We start from the raw sequence: 18,434 nt of genomic DNA, 5'->3' as shown, positions 1-18,434 counted from the left end.
CCTTGCTTGCGGTACCGCCGGTATCACCTTTAATGTCGGCACTATGCGCCACCGCCCGCCGATCCACCTCGGCTCCGGAGAACCGGTCCTGCTGCTGCATCCGTTCCTGATGTCCCAGACGGTGTGGGAGGTCGTCGCCCAGCGGTTGGCCGACACCGGCCGCTACGAGGTGTTCGCCCCCACGATGGCCGGCCACAACGGCGGGCCGCGCGCAAGCAGCTGGCTGATGTCGTCGGCCGTGCTGGCCGATCACGTCGAGCGCCAGATGGACGAGCTGGGCTGGGACACCGCCCACATCGTCGGTAACTCGCTCGGCGGCTGGGTCGCCTTCGAACTGGAGCGGCGCGGGCGGGCGCGCACCGTCACCGGAATCGCGCCGGCGGGCGGATGGACGCGCTGGAGCCCGGTGAAATTCGAGGTGATCGCCAAGTTCGTCTCGGGGCTGCCGATCTGGTTGCTGACCTGTCTGCTGGGCCAGCGGATATTGCGGCTGCCGTTCAGCCGCCAGTTGGGCAGCGTGCCGGTGAGCGCCCGGCCCGACGGGGTCAGCGAGCGGCAGCTGTCGGCCATCGTCGACGACGTCACGCACTGCCCCGCCTACTACCAGCTGCTGATCAAGGCGCTGTGGCTGCCCGGGCTGGTGGAGCTGGAACACACGGCGGTGCCGTCTCATCTGGTGCTCTGCGAGAAGGACCGGGTGGTCCCGCCCCGCAGGTTCAGCCGGCATTTCACCGAGTTGCTGCCGAGGAACCACAAGCTCACCGTGCTCGACGGCGTGGGCCACATCCCGATGTTCGAGGCGCCGGACCGCGTCGCCGAGCTGATCGACGGCTTCATCCAGGAGTGCACCCCGCCGCTGCGGGCGGTGGACAACCCGCCGGCGAGCTAACCGGCCAGCGCCTTCTCGAGGTTCTCGGCGATCGAGTTGAGGAACTCCTCGCTGTTCTGCCAGTCCTGCTCGGGACCGACGAGGATGGCGAGGTCCTTGGTCATCTTGCCGCCCTCGACCGTGCCGATGACGACGTCCTCGAGCGTCTGGGCGAACTCGATCACCTCGGACGTGTTGTCCAGCTTGCCGCGATGCTGCAGCCCGCGCGTCCACGCGAAGATCGAGGCGATCGGGTTGGTCGAGGTCGGCTTGCCGGCCTGGTACTGGCGGAAATGCCTGGTGACGGTGCCATGCGCGGCTTCGGCCTCGACCGTCTTGCCGTCGGCCGTCATCAGCACCGACGTCATCAGCCCCAGCGAGCCGTAGCCCTGCGCGACGGTGTCCGACTGGACGTCGCCGTCGTAGTTCTTGCACGCCCACACGTAGCCGCCCTCCCACTTGAGGCACGCGGCGACCATGTCGTCGATCAGCCGGTGTTCGTAGGTCAGCCCCTCGGCCTCGAACTTGTCCTTGAACTCCTCGTCGTAGACGCGCTGGAACTCGTCTTTGAACATGCCGTCGTAGGCCTTGAGGATGGTGTTCTTGGTCGACAGGTACACCGGCCACTTGGCGTTCAGGCCGTACGCGAAGGACGCGCGGGCGAAATCCCGGATGGATTCCTTGAAGTTGTACATGCCCATCACGACGCCACCCTCTTCGGGGATGGACACCACCTCGTGCACCATCGGCTCGCTGCCGTCGGCGGGGGTGAAGGTCAGCGTGACGGTGCCCGGCTGGTCGACCTTGAAGTTCGTCGCCCGGTACTGGTCGCCGAAAGCGTGACGGCCGATGACGATTGGCTTGGTCCAGCCCGGAACCAGCCGCGGGACATTGGAGATCACGATCGGCTCGCGGAAAATGGTGCCGCCCAAGATGTTTCGGATCGTCCCGTTGGGCGACAGCCACATCTTCTTCAGGTTGAACTCCTGCACGCGGGCCTCGTCGGGGGTGATGGTCGCGCACTTGACGCCCACGCCGTGCCTCTTGATGGCGTAGGCCGCGTCGATCGTCACCTGGTCGTCGGTGCGGTCACGATGCTCGATGCCCAGGTCGTAATAGTCGAGGTTGATGTCGAGGTGGGGCAGGATCAGCATGTCCTTGATCAGCTTCCAGATGACGCGCGTCATCTCGTCGCCGTCGAGCTCCACTACCGGACCTTTGACCTTGATCTTGCTTCCACCGGACATGGGCTCAGACTACAAGGGGCGCCCGCTTCGACCCGCGGGCCGTCGCGTCAGCCTTGCGAAGCTGCCAGGGCTTCGTTGAACGTCTTGCTCGGCCGCATCACCGCGGTCGTCTTCTCATGGTCCGGCCGGTAGTAACCGCCGATGTCGACCGCCTCGCCCTGCGCCTCGGCAAGTTCGGCCACGATAGCGTCCTCGTTGCGGCTCAACGACTCGGCCAGCGCGGCGAAGTGCTCGCGCAACTCTTTGTCGTCGGTTTGCGCGGCGAGTTTCTCGGCCCAGTACAGCGCGAGGTAGAACTGGCTGCCGCGGTTGTCGAGTTCGCCGGTCTTGCGCGACGGACTCTTGTTGTTCTCCAACAGCTTCCCGATCGCCGCGTCCAGCGTCTTGCCCAGAATCTTGGCGCGCTCGTTGCCGGTCTTGATCCCGATGTCTTCGAAACACGCTCCCAGGGCAAGGAATTCACCAAGGGAATCCCAGCGCAGATGATTTTCCTCGACGAGCTGGTGGACGTGCTTGGGCGCCGAACCGCCCGCGCCGGTCTCGTACATTCCGCCGCCGGACATCAACGGCACGATGGACAGCATCTTGGCGCTGGTGCCCAGCTCCAGGATCGGGAACAGGTCGGTCAGGTAGTCGCGCAGGATGTTTCCGGTGACGGCGATGGTGTCCTGGCCGCGCATCGCGCGCTCCAGCGTGTACCGCATGGCCCACACCTGCGGCATGATCTGGATCTGTAGGCCCTCGGTGTCGTGCTCCTTGAGGTATTGCTTGACCTTCTTGCGCAGCTCGACCTCGTGCGGGCGTTCGGTGTCCAGCCAGAACACCGCCGTCATCCCCGAATTGCGGGCCCGGGTGACGGCCAGCTTGACCCAGTCGCGGATCGGCTCGTCGCGGACGATGGGCATGCGCCAGATGTCGCCGGCTTCCACGTTCTGGGTCAGCAGGACTTCGCCGGTGTCGAGGTCGACGATGTTGGCGACGCCGTCTTCGGCGATCTCGAACGTCTGGTCGTGCGACCCGTACTCCTCGGCCTCCTGCGCCATCAGCCCGACGTTGGGGACCGTGCCCATCGTCGTCGGGTCGAACGCCCCGTGGGTCTTACAGAAGTTGATGATCTCTTGGTAGATGCGGGAGAAAGTCGATTCGGGATTGACGGCCTTGGTGTCCTTCTGCCGGCCGTCGGCCCCCCACATCTTGCCGCCGGCGCGGATCATCGCCGGCATCGACGCGTCCACGATCACGTCGCTGGGTGAATGGAAGTTGGTGATGCCCTTGGCGGAATCGACCATCGCCAGCTCGGGGCGGTGTTCGTGGCAGGCGTGCAGGTCGCGGATGATCTCCTCGTGCAGCGATGCGGGCAGTGACTCGATCTTGTTGTAGAGGTCGACCAATCCGTTGTTGACGTTGACGCCGAGCTCGTCGAAGAGCGCCTGGTGCTTGGCGAATGCCTCCTTGTAGAAGACCTTCACCGCGTGGCCGAAAACGATGGGATGGGAGACCTTCATCATCGTCGCCTTGACGTGGAGCGAGAACATCACGCCGGTCTCGTAGGCGTCCTGCATCTGCTCCTCGTAGAACTCGACGAGGGCCTTCTTGCTCATGAACATGCTGTCGATGATGTCGCCTTCGCGCAGCTCCACCCTGGGCCTGAGCTCGATTGTCTTCCCGCCCTTGGTCTCCAGCACCATCTTCACGTCGCGCGCGCGGTCCAGCGTCATCGACTTCTCGCCGTGGTAGAAGTCGCCGTGCCGCATGGTCGCGACGTGAGTGCGCGAGGCCGGCGACCACTCCCCCATGCTGTGGGGGTGCTTGCGCGCGTACTCCTTGACGGCCTTCGGCGCGCGTCGGTCCGAGTTGCCTTGTCGCAGTACCGGATTGACCGCGCTGCCAAGGCACTTGGCATACCGGTCGCGAATTTCCTTCTCTTCATCGGTCTTCGGGCTCTGCGGAAAGTCCGGAATCTTGAATCCCTTGCCTTGCAGCTCCTTGACCGCGGCGATCAATTGGGGCACCGAGGCGCTGATGTTCGGCAGCTTGATGATGTTGGTGTCGGGCAGCTTCGTCAGCGCGCCCAATTTCGCCAAGTTGTCTTCAACCCGCTGCTCGTCGGTCAGGTGGTCGGGGAACTCGGCGAGGATCCGAGCGGCCAGGGAGATGTCACTGGTCTCGATCTTGATGCCCGCCGGCTCGGCGAAGGCGCGCACGATCGGCAGGAACGCGTAGGTCGCCAGCAGCGGCGCTTCGTCGGTCAGCGTGTAGACGACGGTCGGCTGTTCGGCGCACACGGTCCATCTCCCGGCGTGGTTGTCACATGATGAGGCTCAGCGTTGTGGTTGTTGCCACGCTATCAAGGGCGTTTGACCGGGCATCGACCTGCAGGTCAGGGCGGTGAACCCCGGTGGCCATGGCCGTCGGATCGCCCCGTTGGCGCCGAGTCGGCGCGATAAGCTAATCTTCGTAATTGGTCATGAGTGCCAGCGACAAGCCCCGGCTTGCTGGCCGGCAACCCTCCAACCGCGGTGGGGTGCCCCGGGTGATGACCGGGTTGAGTAGCCCAACCGGCTATCCGGCAAGCGCGGGTCCGCCATGACGGGCCCCTGACTAGACGGGGATACGTGATGCGCATTCTTCAAGCCCATTCGCGCTCCATCGTGTGTCGGTGCTAGCCGACGGCCGCCCGGCCGACGCCATCGCTCGTGGCGTCCCGCTTGGCCGCGAGCACTCCCGATACCCGATTCACCCACTCCCGACAGAAAGCCCGTCATGAGCGACGACAGCAACACCGAGACCGATCCGACCGCGCATTGGTCGTTCGAGACAAAGCAGATCCACGCCGGCCAGCACCCGGACTCACCGAACAACGCGCGGGCCCTGCCGATCTACCAGACGACGTCGTACACCTTCGACGACACCGCGCATGCCGCGGCGCTGTTCGGGCTCGAGGTTCCGGGCAACATCTACACCCGGATCGGCAACCCGACCACCGACGTCGTCGAGCAGCGCATCGCGGCGCTCGAGGGCGGCGCGGCCGCGCTGTTCCTGAGTTCGGGGCAGGCCGCCGAGACGTTCGCCATATTGAACCTGGCGGGCGCCGGGGATCACATCGTCACCAGCCCGCGGCTCTACGGGGGCACCTATAACCTGTTCCACTATTCGCTGGCGAAGCTGGGCATCGATGTCAGCTTCGTCGAGGACCCCGACGACCTGGACTCCTGGCAGGCCGCGGTGCGGCCGAACACCAAGGCGTTCTTTGGCGAAACCATCTCCAACCCGCAGATCGACGTGCTCGACACCCCGGGGGTCGCCGGGGTCGCCCACGCCAACGGCGTACCGCTGATCGTCGACAACACCATCGCCACCCCGTACCTGATCCAGCCGCTGACCCAGGGCGCCGACATCGTCGTGCACTCGGCCACCAAATATCTGGGCGGGCACGGCGCGGCGATCGCCGGCGTCATCGTCGACGGCGGCACGTTCGACTGGACGCAGGGCCGCTTCCCCGGGTTCACCACACCCGATCCCAGCTACCACGGCGTGGTGTACGCCGAGCTGGGACCGCCGGCATACGCCATCAAGGCGCGCGTGCAGTTGCTGCGCGACTACGGGTCGGCGGCGTCGCCGTTCAACGCGTTCCTGGTCGCCCTGGGCCTGGAGACGCTGAGCCTGCGCGTGGAACGCCACGTCGCCAACGCGCAACGGGTCGCCGAGTTCCTGGCCTCGCACGAGGGCGTGCTGTCGGTCAACTACGCAGGGCTGCCCGGTTCGCCATGGCATGAGCGCGCAAAGAAGCTCGCGCCCAAGGGAACCGGGGCCGTGCTGGCGTTCGAACTGGCGGGCGGCATCGAGGCCGGCCAGGCGTTCGTCAACGCGCTGAAGCTGCACAGCCACGTCGCCAACATCGGTGACGTGCGTTCCCTGGTGATTCACCCGGCGTCGACGACCCACGCCCAGCTGAGCCCCGCCGAGCAGCTGACCACCGGCGTCAGCCCGGGGCTGGTGCGGCTGGCCGTCGGCCTCGAGGGCATCGACGACATCCTCGCCGACCTGGAGCTCGGCTTCGCCGCGGCCCGCAAGTTCGGTGCGGCGGCGGGGTCGGCTCAGGCCAGCGGCGACCCGCAGTCCGTGGCGGCGTTCTGAGGAATCCGGACATGACGATCTCCGAAATTCCGACGCAGACGCTGCCCGCCGAGGGCGAGATCGGCCTGGTCCACATGGGCTCGCTGCGGCTGGAAAGCGGCGCGGTGATCGACGACGTCTGCATCGCGGTGCAGCGCTGGGGCGAGCTGTCGCCGACGCGTGACAACGTGGTGGTGGTGCTGCACGCGCTCACCGGCGACTCGCACATCACCGGCCCCGCCGGACCCGGGCATCCCACGCCGGGCTGGTGGGACGGGGTGGCCGGGCCGGGCGCCCCGATCGACACCAACCGCTGGTGCGCCGTGGCCACCAACGTGCTGGGCAGCTGCCACGGCTCTACCGGGCCGAGTTCGCTTGCGCGCGACGGAAAGCCGTGGGGCTCGAGGTTTCCGCAGATTTCGTTGCGGGATCAGGTCGAGGCGGACGTCGCCGCGCTGGCCGCGCTGGGCATCGAACGGGTCGCCGCCGTCGTCGGCGGATCCATGGGCGGCGCAAGGGCTTTGGAGTGGATCGTCAGCCACCCGGACCTCGTCCGGGCCGGGCTGCTGCTGGCCGTCGGTGCGCGCGCCACCGCCAACCAGATCGGAACCCAGAGCACTCAGATCGCCGCCATCAAGGCCGACCCGAACTGGCAGGGCGGCGACTACCACGACAGCGGGCGGGCACCGGATGCCGGGCTGGCGATCGCCCGCCGGTTCGCGCACCTGACCTACCGGGGCGAGGTCGAGCTCGACACCCGCTTCGGCAACGACGGCCAGGGCGACGAGGACCCGCTCAACGGCGGCCGATTCGCGGTGCAGAGCTACCTGGAACACCAGGGCGACAAGCTGGTGAACCGCTTCGACGCCGGCAGCTACGTGGCGCTGACCGAGGCGCTGAACAGCCACGACGTCGGCCGCGGCCGGGGCGGGGTGCGCAACGCGCTGCGCGGGTGCCCGGTGCCGGTCGTGGTCGGCGGCTTCACCTCCGACCGGCTGTACCCACTGACGTTGCAGGAGGAGCTGGCCGAGCTGCTGCCGGGCTGCACCGGCCTGCAGGTGGTCGAGTCCATCTATGGGCACGACGGCTTCCTGCTGGAATTCGACGCGGTCGGCGACATGATCCGCAAGACTCTCGAATTGGCCGGGAACGAAGGCGCGTGACAATGGTGAGCCGCAGGCAGGGGGGCGTTGCGATGAACTCCGAGAAGATGGTTTCCGACGCTGCCCAGACGCTCCCCCCGGAGGGCGAGATCGGGCTGGTCGACATCGGCTCGCTGACCCTGGAGAACGGCGCGGTGATCGACGACGTCCGTATCGCCGTGCAGCGCTGGGGTGAGCTGTCGCCGGCGCGCGACAACGTGGTGGTGGTGCTGCACGCGCTCACCGGCGACTCGCACATCACCGGGCCCGCCGGGCCCGAGCATCCCACCCCCGGCTGGTGGGACGGCGTGGCCGGGCCGGGCGCGCCGATCGACACCAACCGCTGGTGCGCCGTGGCCACCAATGTGCTGGGCGGTTGCCGCGGCTCCACCGGGCCGAGTTCGCTTGCCCCGGACGGAAAACCGTGGGGCTCACGGTTTCCGCGCATCACGGTGCGGGATCAGGTCGAGGCGGATGTCGCGGCGCTGGACGCACTGGGCATCGAACGAGTTGCCGCCGTCGTCGGCGGATCCATGGGCGGCCTGAGGGCTTTGGAATGGATCGTCAGCTACCCGGACCGAGTCCGGGCCGGACTGTTGTTGGCGATGAGCGCGCGCAGCACCGCCGACCTCATCGGTCACCTGGAAACCCAGATCGCAACCATCAAGGCCGACCCCGACTGGCAGGGCGGCGACTACTACGGCACCGGGCGCAAGCCGGATGCCGGGATGTCCCTCGCCCGTCGCTTCGCGCAGCTGACCTACCGCGGCGAGGTCGAGCTCGACACCCGGTTCGCCAACGACGGCCAGGGCGACGAGGACCCGCTGAGCGGCGGCCGCTACGCGGTGCAGAGCTACCTCGAATACCAGGGCGACAAGCTGGTGAACCGCTTCGACGCCGGAACCTTCGTCGCGCTGAGCGGATCATGTAGCGCCCACGATGTGGGCCGTGGCCGCGGCGGGGTGCAAAAGGCGCTGACCGGGTGTCCGGTGCCGGTGGTGGTCGGCGGCTTCACCTCCGACCGGCTGTACCCGCTGCGCCTGCAGGAGGAACTGGCCGAGCTGCTGCCGGGCTGCACCGGCCTGCACGTGATCGAGTCCGCCTACGGGCACGATTCCTTCCTGGTGGAAGTCGAGGCGGTCAACGACCTGATCCGCAAGACCCTCGATTTGGCCGAGAAGGAACTGGCCGAGAAGGAAGGCGCGTGACTTTGGTGTCCGACGTGAGCCGCTCGAGGCACGACCGCTCGCTGTCGTTCGGCTCCGCGGCCGCCGCCTACGAGCGTGGCCGTCCCTCCTACCCGCCCGAGGCGATCGACTGGTTGTTGCCGCGCGACGCGCGACGGGTGCTCGACCTGGGTGCGGGCACCGGCAAGCTGACCACCCGGCTGGTGGAGCGCGGCCTGGACGTGGTGGCCGTCGACCCGATTCCCGACATGCTGGAGGTGCTGCACACGTCGCTGCCGGAGACTCGCGCGGTGCTGGGCACCGCCGAAGATATTCCGTTGGAGGACAACAGCGTTGACGCGGTGCTGGTCGCCCAGGCGTGGCACTGGGTGGATCCCGAACGGGCGGTTCCGGAGGTGGCGCGGGTGCTGCGGCCCGGCGGCCGGTTGGGCCTGGTGTGGAACACCCGCGACGAAAGGCTGGGCTGGGTGCGCGAACTCGGCGAGATCATCGGCAGCGACGGCGAGCGGCGCTTCGACGTAGCGCTGCCCGCGCCGTTCGCCGAGTCGCAGCGCCATCAGGTGGAATGGACGAATTACCTTACCCCGCAAGCGTTGATCGACCTGGTGGCGTCCCGTAGCTACTGCATCACCTCGCCGACCGAGGTTCGCACCAGGACGCTCGACCGGGTGCGCGAGCTGCTGGCCACCCATCCGGCGCTGGCCAACTCCAACGGTCTGGCCATGCCCTACGTCACCGTGTGCATCCGCGCGAGGCTGCAATAGCCGATATCTCGGGCGCATCGCGGTCACGAAACGCATAGTGTGCAAACCTTTATCCCCACGTGTCGTAAATGTGACCCCGATAGATCAATGTTCCTAGAGTGATTCGAGTGCTGTGAGTGCACTCCGGAACAGATGGGGAAGCTGTTTTGAAGGCTCTGGCACGAACGCAGGACTGGATCTGGCCGTTTCGCTATCAGCCGCTGACCATTCGCCTGCTGGCGGCGGCCGCCTGCCTGCTCACGGTGGCGGCGGCGTTCGCGGCCCCGGCCGAGGCGGATCCGAACGACGACAACTTCATCGACGCGCTGAACCACGCCGGCGTCGAGTTCGGCCAACCGGGCAACGCGATGGCCATGGGCGAGTCCGTCTGCCCGATGATCGCCCAGCCCGGCGGGAGCATGGCCGCGGCCGTGCAACGCGTTCGGGGCGCCGGGCTGTCGCCGGCGATGGCCCAGATGTTCACCACCATCGCCATACAGACGTACTGCCCGGCGGAGATGGCAAATGTGGCCAGCGGCAACCTATCCGGTGTGCCGCAGGTGCCGGGCATGCCGGGGATGCCGGGGATGCAAGGCGGGATGCCGGGTATGCCGGGCATGCCCGGCGTCTAACGCGTCCCCAACGGGTCGATGGTCGACGCGATGTAGATCATCGCCGCCCCGACCATCGCGGTCGTGACGAAGTCGGTGCCCTTGCTGCGCACCACCAAGAGGCCGGCGCGGTCTTCGGACAACAGCAATCGCAGCACCGCCGCCACGCCGACGCCGATGCCGATCAGCAACGAGCCGCGGCGCCAGAAGTTCGCCGCCACCAGCACGAAGGCCGCGGCGAAGATCAGCCCGACCGACACGATCGGCCACTGCGCCCGCACGACGGACCGGGCGGTCATCGCCGCTCGGCCAGCTCGACGACGTTGGTCAGCAGGAACGCCCGGGTCAGCGGGCCGACCCCGCCGGGGTTCGGGGACACGTAACCGGCGACGTCCCACACGTCGGGATGCACGTCGCCGACCAGTCCGTCCTCGGTGCGGCTGACGCCGACGTCGACGACGGCGGCGCCCGGGCGGACCATGTCGGCGGTCAGCAGGTGCGGCACGCCGACGGCCGCGACGATGATGTCGACCTGCCTGGTCAGCTCGGGCAGGTCGCGAGTTCCGGTGTGGCACAACGTCACCGTGGCGTTCTCGGAGCGCCTGGTGAGCAACAGGCCCAGCGGCCGGCCGACCGTCACACCGCGGCCGATGACGACGACGTGCGCCCCGGCGATCTCGACGCCGTAGCGCCGCAGCAGGTGCACGATGCCGCGCGGCGTGCACGGCAGCGGGGCCGGGTCCATGAGCACCAGCCGGCCCAGGTTGGTCGGATGTAGCCCGTCGGCGTCCTTGGCCGGGTCGACCCGCTGCAGCGCCGCGTTCTCGTCGAGGTGCTTGGGCAGCGGCAGTTGCACGATGTAACCGGTGCAGTCGGGGTTGGCGTTCAGCTCGTCGATGGTCTCGTCGAGCACGGCGGGGCTGATGTCGGCGGGCAGGTCGCGGCGGATCGAGTTGATGCCGACCTTGGCGCAGTCGGCGTGCTTGCCACGCACGTAGGCCTGCGAGCCGGGGTCGTCGCCGACCAGGATGGTGCCCAGCCCGGGCGTGCGGCCGGCGGCGGTCAGCGCGGCGACGCGTCGCTTCAGGTCGACGAAGATCTCGTCACGGGTGGCCTTGCCGTCCAGCGTGATTGCGCCCACGCCTGACAGTCTGGCACGGCCGCCGCGTACGCTCCTGGCATGTCTACCCCTCCGGACGTGTTGGCACCGGCCAAGCTGGGACCCGTCACGCTGCGCAACCGCGTCATCAAGGCCGCGACGTTCGAGGCGCGCACGCCCGACGCGCTGGTGACCGACGACCTCATCGAATATCACCGGCTGCCGGCCGCGGGCGGGGTCGGCATGACGACCGTCGCCTATTGCGCGGTGTCCCCCGGCGGCCGCACCGAGGGCAACGGACTCTGGATGCGCCCGGAGGCGGTCCCGGGCCTGCGCCGGCTCACCGACGCGATCCACGCCGAGGGCGCCGCGGTGTGCGCGCAGATCGGCCACGCCGGCCCGGTCGCCAACGCCAAGACCAACCGAGCCACGGCCCTGGCGCCGGTGCGGTTTTTCAACCCGATCGGGATGCGGTTCGCCAAGAAGGCCACCCGCGACGACATCGACGACGTGATGGCCGCGCACGCCAACGCAGCCCGGCTGGCCATCGAGGCGGGCTTCGATGCCGTCGAAATCCATTTGGGCCACAACTATTTGGCGAGCGCGTTCCTGTCCCCGCTGATCAACCGTCGCGACGACGAGTTCGGCGGATCGTTGGAGAACCGGGCCAAGGTCGCGCGCGGTGTGGTGATGGCCGTCCGCCGCGCCGTCGACCGGGAGGGGGCGCCGATCGCGGTCACCGCCAAGCTCAACATGGCCGACGGGGTGCGCGGCGGCATCAGCACGGAGGAATCGCTGCGCACCGCCAAGTGGTTGCAGGACGACGGCGGGCTGGACGCGATCGAGCTCACCGCGGGCAGCTCGCTGGTCAACCCGATGTACCTGTTCCGCGGCGACGCGCCGCTGAAGGAGTTCGCCGGCGCGTTCAAGCCGCCGCTGCGCTGGGGCATGCGCATGACGGGCAAGAAGTTCCTGCGCGAGTACCCCTACCGCGAGGCGTACCTGTTGCGTGACGCCAAGCTTTTTCGCGCCGAGCTGTCGATGCCGCTGATCCTGCTCGGCGGCATCACCAACCGGGAGACGATGGACCTGGCGATGGCGGAGGGTTTCCAGTTCGTCGCGATGGCGCGGGCGCTGCTGGCCGAGCCCGACCTGATCAACCGGATCGCCGCCGACGGGACCGCGCGCACAGTGCATTCGGCGTGCACGCACTGCAATCGATGCATGCCGACCATCTACAGCCGCACCCGCTGCGTGGTGACGGGGGCGCCCGACGCGCTGGCCCACTGATGGCCCGGGCTTCACAATCAATGCCGGGGCTAAGGCCAGGGTGACGCCAGTTGCACGAGCTAGAGTTGTGGCGATGACCGCACCACCCCCGCCAGCGCTGACCGTTCGACACGACGGGTCGGAACGGACGTTCGCGGCGGGTCACGACGTGGTGGTCGGACGCGATCTGCGCGCCGACATGCGCATCACCCACCCGCTGATCTCGCGCGCCCATCTGCTGCTGCGCTTCGACCAGGGCAGGTGGCTGGCGATCGACAACGGTTCGCTCAACGGGACTTTCGTCAACGGCCGGCGTGTTCCGGTGGTCGACATCCACGACGGCCAGACCATCAACATCGGGAACCCCGACGGCCCGCAGCTGACCTTCGAGGTGGGCCGCCACCAGGGGATGGCCGGGCGCCCGCCCCGGACCGAGTCGATGGGCATCCCCGTCGCGGCCCAGGCGGGGGCGGCGTGGCCGTCGGCGTCGGGTCAGCCGGGCCCCCCGCTCGCCGCCCCGCCCGGCCCCCCGGGACGCCCGCCGAACTGGGCCGCGCCGCCCCGGCGACCACATCCCGGCCCGCCGCCGGCACCGCCGGCATTTCCGAACAGCGGGCGGCCACCCGGCCCGCCGCCCAACCTCCAGCCCAAGCCGCAGATGCCGGCGGCGCCACCCGCGGCGCCGCACACGCAGATGTCGCCCAGCGTGGCCAAGCCGCCGGAGGTGGCGAACCTGGCGACGAAGATGTTCCAGGCGCTGCTGCCGTCCCGGTCCGGCGCGATGCCCAGCGGCTCGATCACGATCGGCCGTGCCACCGACAACGACATCGTCATCCAGGACGTGCTGGCGTCGCGCCATCACGCGTTTTTGACCCCGACGCCGCTGGGCACCGAGATCCGCGACGCGCACAGCGTCAACGGGACCTTCGTCAACGGTGTCCGGGTCGGGTCGGCGGTGCTCACCCAGGGCGACGTGGTCACCATCGGCAACGTCGACCTGGTGTTCACCGGCGACACCCTGATGCGCCGCACCGAGGCGGCGACGCGCACCGGCGGACTGGAAGTCAACTCGGTCACCTACACCGTCGACCACGGCAAGCAGCTGCTCGACCACATCTCGCTGACCGCGCGTCCCGGAACGCTGACCGCCATCATCGGTGGGTCCGGTGCCGGCAAGACCACCCTGTCGCGGCTGATCGTCGGCTACACCAGCCCGACTTCGGGCACGGTGACCTTCGAGGGCCACAACATCCATACCGAATATGCGTCCATGCGCAGCAGGATCGGCATGGTCCCGCAGGACGACGTGGTGCACCGCCAGCTGACCGTCAACCAGGCACTGGGGTACGCCGCCGAGCTGCGGCTGCCGCCCGACACCAGCAAGGGCGAACGGGCCCAGGTCGTCGCTCAGGTGCTCGAGGAACTCGAGCTGACCAAACACGCGGACACCCGGGTCGACAAGCTCTCCGGCGGCCAGCGCAAACGCGCCTCGGTGGCACTCGAGCTGCTGACCCAACCGTCGTTGCTGCTTCTCGACGAGCCCACCTCCGGTCTGGACCCGGCGCTGGACCGTCAGGTCATGCTGATGCTGCGCCAGCTCGCCGACGCCGGCCGCGTGGTATTGGTGGTCACCCACTCGGTTTCCTATCTGGATGTCTGCGATCAGATCCTGCTGATCGCACCCGGCGGTAAGACTGCATTTTGCGGGCCTCCCGACCAGGTCGAGGCCGCCATGGGAACCCGCAACTGGGCCGACATCTTCGCCATGGTGGGCGCCGATCCCGACGAGGCCAACCGCCGCTTCAGGGAACGTAATCAGCAGATGTCGCAGCCACCGGCTCCCCAGAGCCCGGCGGATCTGGGCGAACCACCCCAAACCGACCTGTGGCGGCAGCTGTCTACGATCGCCCGCCGTCAGGTTCGCCTCGTCGTGTCCGACCGCGGTTACACGATCTTCCTGGCGATCTTGCCGTTTCTCATCGGCGCGTTGTCGCTGACGGTGAAGGGCCCCCACCCCGGCCTCGGTCCCGCCGACCCGCTCGGTCCCGCGCCCACGCAGCCGCAGTACATCATGGTGCTGTTGAATATCGGCGCAGTCTTCATGGGCACCGCGCTGACCATCCGCGATCTCATCGGCGAGCGTGCCATCTTCCGCCGGGAGCAGGCCGTCGGCCTGTCCACCACCGCGTATCTGCTGGCAAAGATCACGGTGTTCTGCGTCTTCGCGACCGCGCAGGCTGCGATAGCAACGTTCATCGTGCGGCTGGGCAAGGGCGCGCCGACTGCGCACCCCCAATTCTTCGGCAACTCCACGTTCTCGCTGTTCGTGACCGTCGCGGGCACCTGTGTTGCTTCTGCGATGCTCGGCCTGCTGTTGTCGGCCCTGGCGCAGTCCAACGAGCAGATCATGCCGTTGCTCGTGGTTTCGATCATGTCGCAGCTGGTGTTTTCCAGCGGGATGATTCCGGTCTACCAACGGTTCGGTCTCGAGCAGCTCGCATGGCTGACACCCGCCCGTTGGGGCTATGCGGCGGGTGCGTCCTCGATCGACTTTCCGTCGCTGGTGAAGGTCAAACAGATCCCGACCAACGATCCGATCTGGCAGCACTCGAAACACATCTTCGTCTTCGACATGGTGATGCTCGCGGTGCTGAGCGTGGTCTACAGCGCCATCGTGTGGTGGAAGATCCGGCTCAAGCGGCACTGAGCTAGATGAATCGGCCCGCCCAACCCGTGCTCACGGCCCGGTCCAATCGATCCCAGGGCAGCTTCGCCCCGGGCGGCGACGTGGTCGTCGGCAGCGACCTGCGCGCCGACCTTCGGGTGGCCCACCCGCTGGTCGCCCGCGCGCATCTGCTGCTGCGCTTCGAGCAGGGCCGCTGGGTCGCCGTCGACAACAACTCGCTCAACGGGATGTTCGTCAACGGGCAGCGGGTGCCGAGGGTCGACATCACCGACGGCCAGAGCATCAACATCGGCAAGCCCGACGGGCCGCAAATCCTTTTCGAGGTCGGGCATCACCAGGGCAACGTCGGCGCGCTGCCGCCGACGACGGTGTCGATCCCGACCATCGTGCCGCCCGGCGGCCCGCCGTCGGGCCCCGCGCGCGCCCCGGCGTCGCGGCCGCAGCCCGCCGCGCCGCGGCAACCCCCGCCGTCCGGCCAGGCCCCGCGGGCGCGCATCTACCGCTCCGTCCCGCAGCCGATCCCGCCCGCGTCGGGGCCCGAGATGGTGGAGGCGCGGACCCGGAGGATCAGGTCGCTGCGGCCCGAACCGGCCGCGGCCGTCCCGGGCGCCGCCCGGATCGGTCGCGCGATCGACAACGACATCGTCATCCACGACGTGCTGGCCTCGCGCTATCACGCGTACCTGGCGCCGACGCCGATCGGCGCCGAGATCCGCGACGCCAACAGCAGCAACGGGACGTTCGTCAACGGGATCCGCGTCGGGTCCGCGCTGCTGTCCGAGGGCGACGTGGTCACCATCGGCAACGTCGACCTGGTGTTCACCGGCGGCGCCCTGCTGCGCCGCCAGGAGGCCGCGACGCGCACCGGCGGGCTGGAGGTGCGCCAGGTCGACTTCGCCATCGACGGCAAGAACCTGCTCGAGAAGGTATCGATGACGGCCAGGCCCGGCACGTTGACCGCCATCATCGGCGGATCGGGCGCCGGCAAGTCCACGCTGTCGCGGCTGATCGCCGGGTACGCCACCCCCACCGCCGGCACCGTGACGTTCGAGGGCCACAACATCCACACCGAGTACGCGTCGTTGCGCACCCGGATCGGGATGGTCCCGCAGGACGACGTCGTGCACCGCCAGCTGACGGTCAACCAGGCGCTCGGCTACGCCGCCGAGCTGCGGCTGCCGCCGGACACCAGCAAGGCCGACCGCCAGGAGGTCGTCGCGCAGGTGCTCGACGAACTGGGGCTGACCGAACATGGCGACACCCGGGTGGACAGGCTCTCCGGCGGCCAGCGCAAGCGCGCCTCGGTGGCCCTGGAGCTGCTCACCGGGCCGTCGCTGCTGATCCTCGACGAGCCGACGTCGGGGCTGGACCCCGCGCTGGACCTGCAGGTCATGACGATGCTGCGGCAGCTGGCCGACGCCGGCCGCGTCGTGCTGGTCGTCACCCACTCGCTGACCTACCTGGACGTCTGCGATCAGGTGCTGCTGATGGCACCGGGCGGCAAGACGGCCTTCCTGGGCGCACCCGATCAGATCGGCGCCGCCATGGGGACCACCAACTGGGCCCACATCTTCGCGAAGGTGGGCGCCGACCCGGACGAGGCCAACCGCCGCTTCCTGGCCCAGGCCAAGCCGCCGCCGCCCCCGGAGGCCGAAGCGCCGGCCGCCGAACTGGGCGACGCGGCGCACACCAGCGTGCGTCGCCAGTTCTTCACGATCGCCCGCCGCCAGGTTCGCCTGGTCGTCTCCGACCGCGCCTACTTCGTGTTCCTGGCGCTGTTGCCGTTCGTCATGGGTGCGCTGTCGCTGACCGTTCCCGGCAACACCGGTTTCGGCATCGCCGATCCGGCCGGTCCTTCCGCCGGCGAACCCGCCACAATCTTGATGCTGCTGACCATGGCCGCCGCGTTCATGGGGACCGCGCTGACGCTGCGCGACCTGATCGGCGAGCGTCCCATCTTCCGGCGAGAGCAGGCGGTCGGCCTGTCGACGGGGGCCTATCTGGGTGCCAAGGTCGTCGTGTTCTGCATGTTCGCCGTCGTCCAGGCGGTGATCGCGACGACCATCGTGATACTGGGCAAGGGCGCGCCGACGCGGCCGGCCGTGCTGCTCGGTGACGCCACCTTCGAGCTGTACGTCACCGTCGCGGCGACCTGTGTGGCCTCGGCGATGCTCGGCCTGCTGCTGTCGTCGCTGGCCCGCTCCAACGAGCAGATCATGCCGCTGCTGGTGGTGTCTTTGATGATGCAGATGGTGCTGTGCGGCGGCATGGTGCCCGTCACCGACCGGATCTTCCTCGATCAGCTGTCCTGGCTGGTGCCCTCGCGGTGGGGGTACGCGGCGTCGGCGTCGACGGTGGATTTGTGGACGGTGGCGCCCGGTCCGCAGAGTCCGCACGACAGCCACTTCAAGCACGCGTCGGGAACCTGGCTCTTCGACATGGCCATGCTCGTGTTGTTGTCGCTGGTGTATCTCGGCATCGTGCGGTGGCGGATGAGGCTCAAGCGATAGCCCGGCCGCCCTACGACGCCGTCAGGCTGGCCAGCGCGTACTCGCTCACCGCGATCAGCGCGTCCGTCGCCGACCTGCGGTCCCGGGCATCGACGTTGATCACCGGAATGTGCGCCGGCAAAGTCAGCGCCTCGCGCACCGCGCCGACGGGATACCTTGGCGCGCCGTCGAATTCGTTGACGGCGATCAGGAACGGCAGCTTGCGGTGCTCGAAGAAGTCGACCGCGGCGAAGCTGTCCTGCAGGCGCCGGCAGTCGACCAGGATGATCGCGCCGATCGCGCCACGGACCAGGTCGTCCCACATGAACCAGAACCGCCGCTGGCCCGGGGTGCCGAACAGGTAGAGCACCAGGTCCTCGTCCAGGGTGATGCGGCCGAAGTCCATCGCGACCGTGGTGGTCCGCTTGTCGGGGGTCGCCTCGAGCATGTCGACACCGGCCGAGGCGTCGGTGACCATCTCCTCGGTGCGCAGCGGCATGATTTCCGAGACCGCCCCGACGAACGTGGTCTTGCCGGCGCCGAAGCCACCCGCGATGACGATCTTCGTCGAGGCGGTGGCCGGCTCGTCGGAGTGCGCCTCAGAGTGCTTTAAGGCCACGCAGCGTCCTTCCTATGAGTTCGTGACGCTCGTCGCGGGTCGACCGCTCGGTCAGCGTTCGATGCACCCGAACGTATTCGGACAGCACCAGATCGCCGATCAAGACGCGCGCGACCCCGACCGGCAGGTCGAGCCGGGCCGAGATCTCCGCGACGGACGGGCTGTTGACGCACAGTTGGATGATCCTGCCTCTCGCATCGTTGGGTGGCCATCGATGAGCCTGCCCGGCCGGCAACGCCTGGATCGGCGCTTCCAGGGGAAGGTCGACGTGGGTGGCGGTCCGTCCGGCGGTCAGGGTGTACGGACGGACCAGGCTCGCCTCACGTGAGGACGGCCAGGGCTCGCGTTTGTCCATCGC

The 18,434-nt window shown here is 68.4% G+C and carries 15 protein-coding genes and 1 riboswitch; of the genes, 9 read left to right on the top strand and 6 right to left on the bottom strand.

What is annotated here, in order from left to right; translation table 11 throughout:
• Nucleotides 1–43 precede the first annotated feature (43 nt).
• On the top strand, nt 44–889 hold the full coding sequence (locus OQ968_RS17650) for an alpha/beta hydrolase (RefSeq protein ID WP_324680158.1): 846 nt from the start codon (nt 44–46) through the stop codon (nt 887–889).
• Here the strand turns inward: OQ968_RS17650 and OQ968_RS17645 are convergent.
• Nucleotides 886–2,115, bottom strand: coding sequence for an NADP-dependent isocitrate dehydrogenase (locus OQ968_RS17645; RefSeq protein ID WP_324680156.1), 1,230 nt, complete (start codon nt 2,113–2,115; stop codon nt 886–888). The genes OQ968_RS17650 and OQ968_RS17645 overlap by 4 nt on opposite strands.
• 47 nt (nt 2,116–2,162) lie before the next feature.
• Entirely contained in the window at nt 2,163–4,400 is a 2,238-nt protein-coding gene (locus OQ968_RS17640) for an NADP-dependent isocitrate dehydrogenase (protein WP_324680154.1), read from the bottom strand.
• A gap of 178 nt (nt 4,401–4,578) precedes the next feature.
• Nucleotides 4,579–4,697: riboswitch (SAM riboswitch) on the top strand.
• 181 nt (nt 4,698–4,878) lie between these two features.
• On the opposite strand from OQ968_RS17640, the gene OQ968_RS17635 reads away from it, so the two are divergent.
• The 5 genes from OQ968_RS17635 (at nt 4,879) to OQ968_RS17615 (ending at nt 9,935) form a co-directional block, all read left to right on the top strand.
• The gene (locus tag OQ968_RS17635; RefSeq protein ID WP_324680152.1) at nt 4,879–6,252 is read left to right on the top strand and encodes a bifunctional o-acetylhomoserine/o-acetylserine sulfhydrylase; all 1,374 of its coding nucleotides are present in this window, start codon (nt 4,879–4,881) and stop codon (nt 6,250–6,252) included.
• Between the two features lie 11 nt (nt 6,253–6,263).
• Nucleotides 6,264–7,394, top strand: coding sequence for a homoserine O-acetyltransferase MetX (gene metX / locus OQ968_RS17630; protein ID WP_324680150.1), 1,131 nt, complete (start codon nt 6,264–6,266; stop codon nt 7,392–7,394).
• A gap of 47 nt (nt 7,395–7,441) precedes the next feature.
• The gene (gene metX, locus OQ968_RS17625; RefSeq protein WP_324680225.1) at nt 7,442–8,581 is read left to right on the top strand and encodes a homoserine O-acetyltransferase MetX; all 1,140 of its coding nucleotides are present in this window, start codon (nt 7,442–7,444) and stop codon (nt 8,579–8,581) included.
• A 14-nt stretch (nt 8,582–8,595) separates the two neighbouring features.
• Nucleotides 8,596–9,324: a class I SAM-dependent methyltransferase gene (locus OQ968_RS17620; RefSeq protein WP_324680223.1), complete on the top strand. Its 729-nt coding sequence runs from the start codon at nt 8,596–8,598 to the stop codon at nt 9,322–9,324.
• A 146-nt stretch (nt 9,325–9,470) separates the two neighbouring features.
• Nucleotides 9,471–9,935 (top strand): DUF732 domain-containing protein, encoded by a 465-nt coding sequence (locus tag OQ968_RS17615; protein WP_324680148.1) that lies wholly within the window; start codon nt 9,471–9,473, stop codon nt 9,933–9,935.
• Here OQ968_RS17615 and OQ968_RS17610 read toward each other — a convergent pair.
• Together OQ968_RS17610 and OQ968_RS17605 are read right to left on the bottom strand one after the other, a co-directional pair.
• A complete protein-coding gene (locus OQ968_RS17610) occupies nt 9,932–10,213 on the bottom strand; it encodes a DUF3017 domain-containing protein (RefSeq protein WP_324680146.1) in 282 nt (93 codons plus the stop codon). The genes OQ968_RS17615 and OQ968_RS17610 overlap by 4 nt on opposite strands.
• The gene (locus OQ968_RS17605; RefSeq protein WP_324680144.1) at nt 10,210–11,055 is read right to left on the bottom strand and encodes a bifunctional methylenetetrahydrofolate dehydrogenase/methenyltetrahydrofolate cyclohydrolase; all 846 of its coding nucleotides are present in this window, start codon (nt 11,053–11,055) and stop codon (nt 10,210–10,212) included. The genes OQ968_RS17610 and OQ968_RS17605 overlap by 4 nt, the downstream gene beginning before the upstream one ends.
• Nucleotides 11,056–11,094: 39 nt before the next feature.
• Here OQ968_RS17605 and OQ968_RS17600 point away from each other — a divergent pair, with 39 nt between their 5' ends.
• From OQ968_RS17600 to OQ968_RS17590, 3 genes are all read left to right on the top strand, one after another.
• Entirely contained in the window at nt 11,095–12,303 is a 1,209-nt protein-coding gene (locus tag OQ968_RS17600) for an NADH:flavin oxidoreductase (RefSeq protein ID WP_324680141.1), read from the top strand.
• A 73-nt stretch (nt 12,304–12,376) separates the two neighbouring features.
• Complete coding sequence (locus OQ968_RS17595; protein WP_324680139.1) at nt 12,377–14,989, top strand: FHA domain-containing protein; 2,613 nt, start codon at nt 12,377–12,379, stop codon at nt 14,987–14,989.
• 5 nt (nt 14,990–14,994) lie between these two features.
• Nucleotides 14,995–17,478: an ATP-binding cassette domain-containing protein gene (locus OQ968_RS17590; protein WP_324680137.1), complete on the top strand. Its 2,484-nt coding sequence runs from the start codon at nt 14,995–14,997 to the stop codon at nt 17,476–17,478.
• A 10-nt stretch (nt 17,479–17,488) separates the two neighbouring features.
• On the opposite strand, the gene OQ968_RS17585 is transcribed toward OQ968_RS17590, so the two are convergent.
• Both OQ968_RS17585 and OQ968_RS17580 read right to left on the bottom strand, forming a co-directional pair.
• Nucleotides 17,489–18,076, bottom strand: a complete 588-nt coding sequence (locus OQ968_RS17585) for an ATP/GTP-binding protein (RefSeq protein WP_324680134.1) — start codon at nt 18,074–18,076, stop codon at nt 17,489–17,491.
• Entirely contained in the window at nt 18,057–18,431 is a 375-nt protein-coding gene (locus OQ968_RS17580) for a DUF742 domain-containing protein (protein ID WP_324680132.1), read from the bottom strand. The genes OQ968_RS17585 and OQ968_RS17580 overlap by 20 nt, the downstream gene beginning before the upstream one ends.
• Between the last annotated feature and the right edge of the window lie 3 nt (nt 18,432–18,434).

Origin of the sequence: Mycobacterium sp. 663a-19, assembly GCF_035616495.1 — a bacterium.
In the GTDB taxonomy this organism is placed as follows: Bacteria; Actinomycetota; Actinomycetes; order Mycobacteriales; family Mycobacteriaceae; genus Mycobacterium.
The sequence above is the reverse complement of the archived record's forward strand: the minus strand, read 5'-3'. Positions and strand labels throughout refer to the sequence as shown.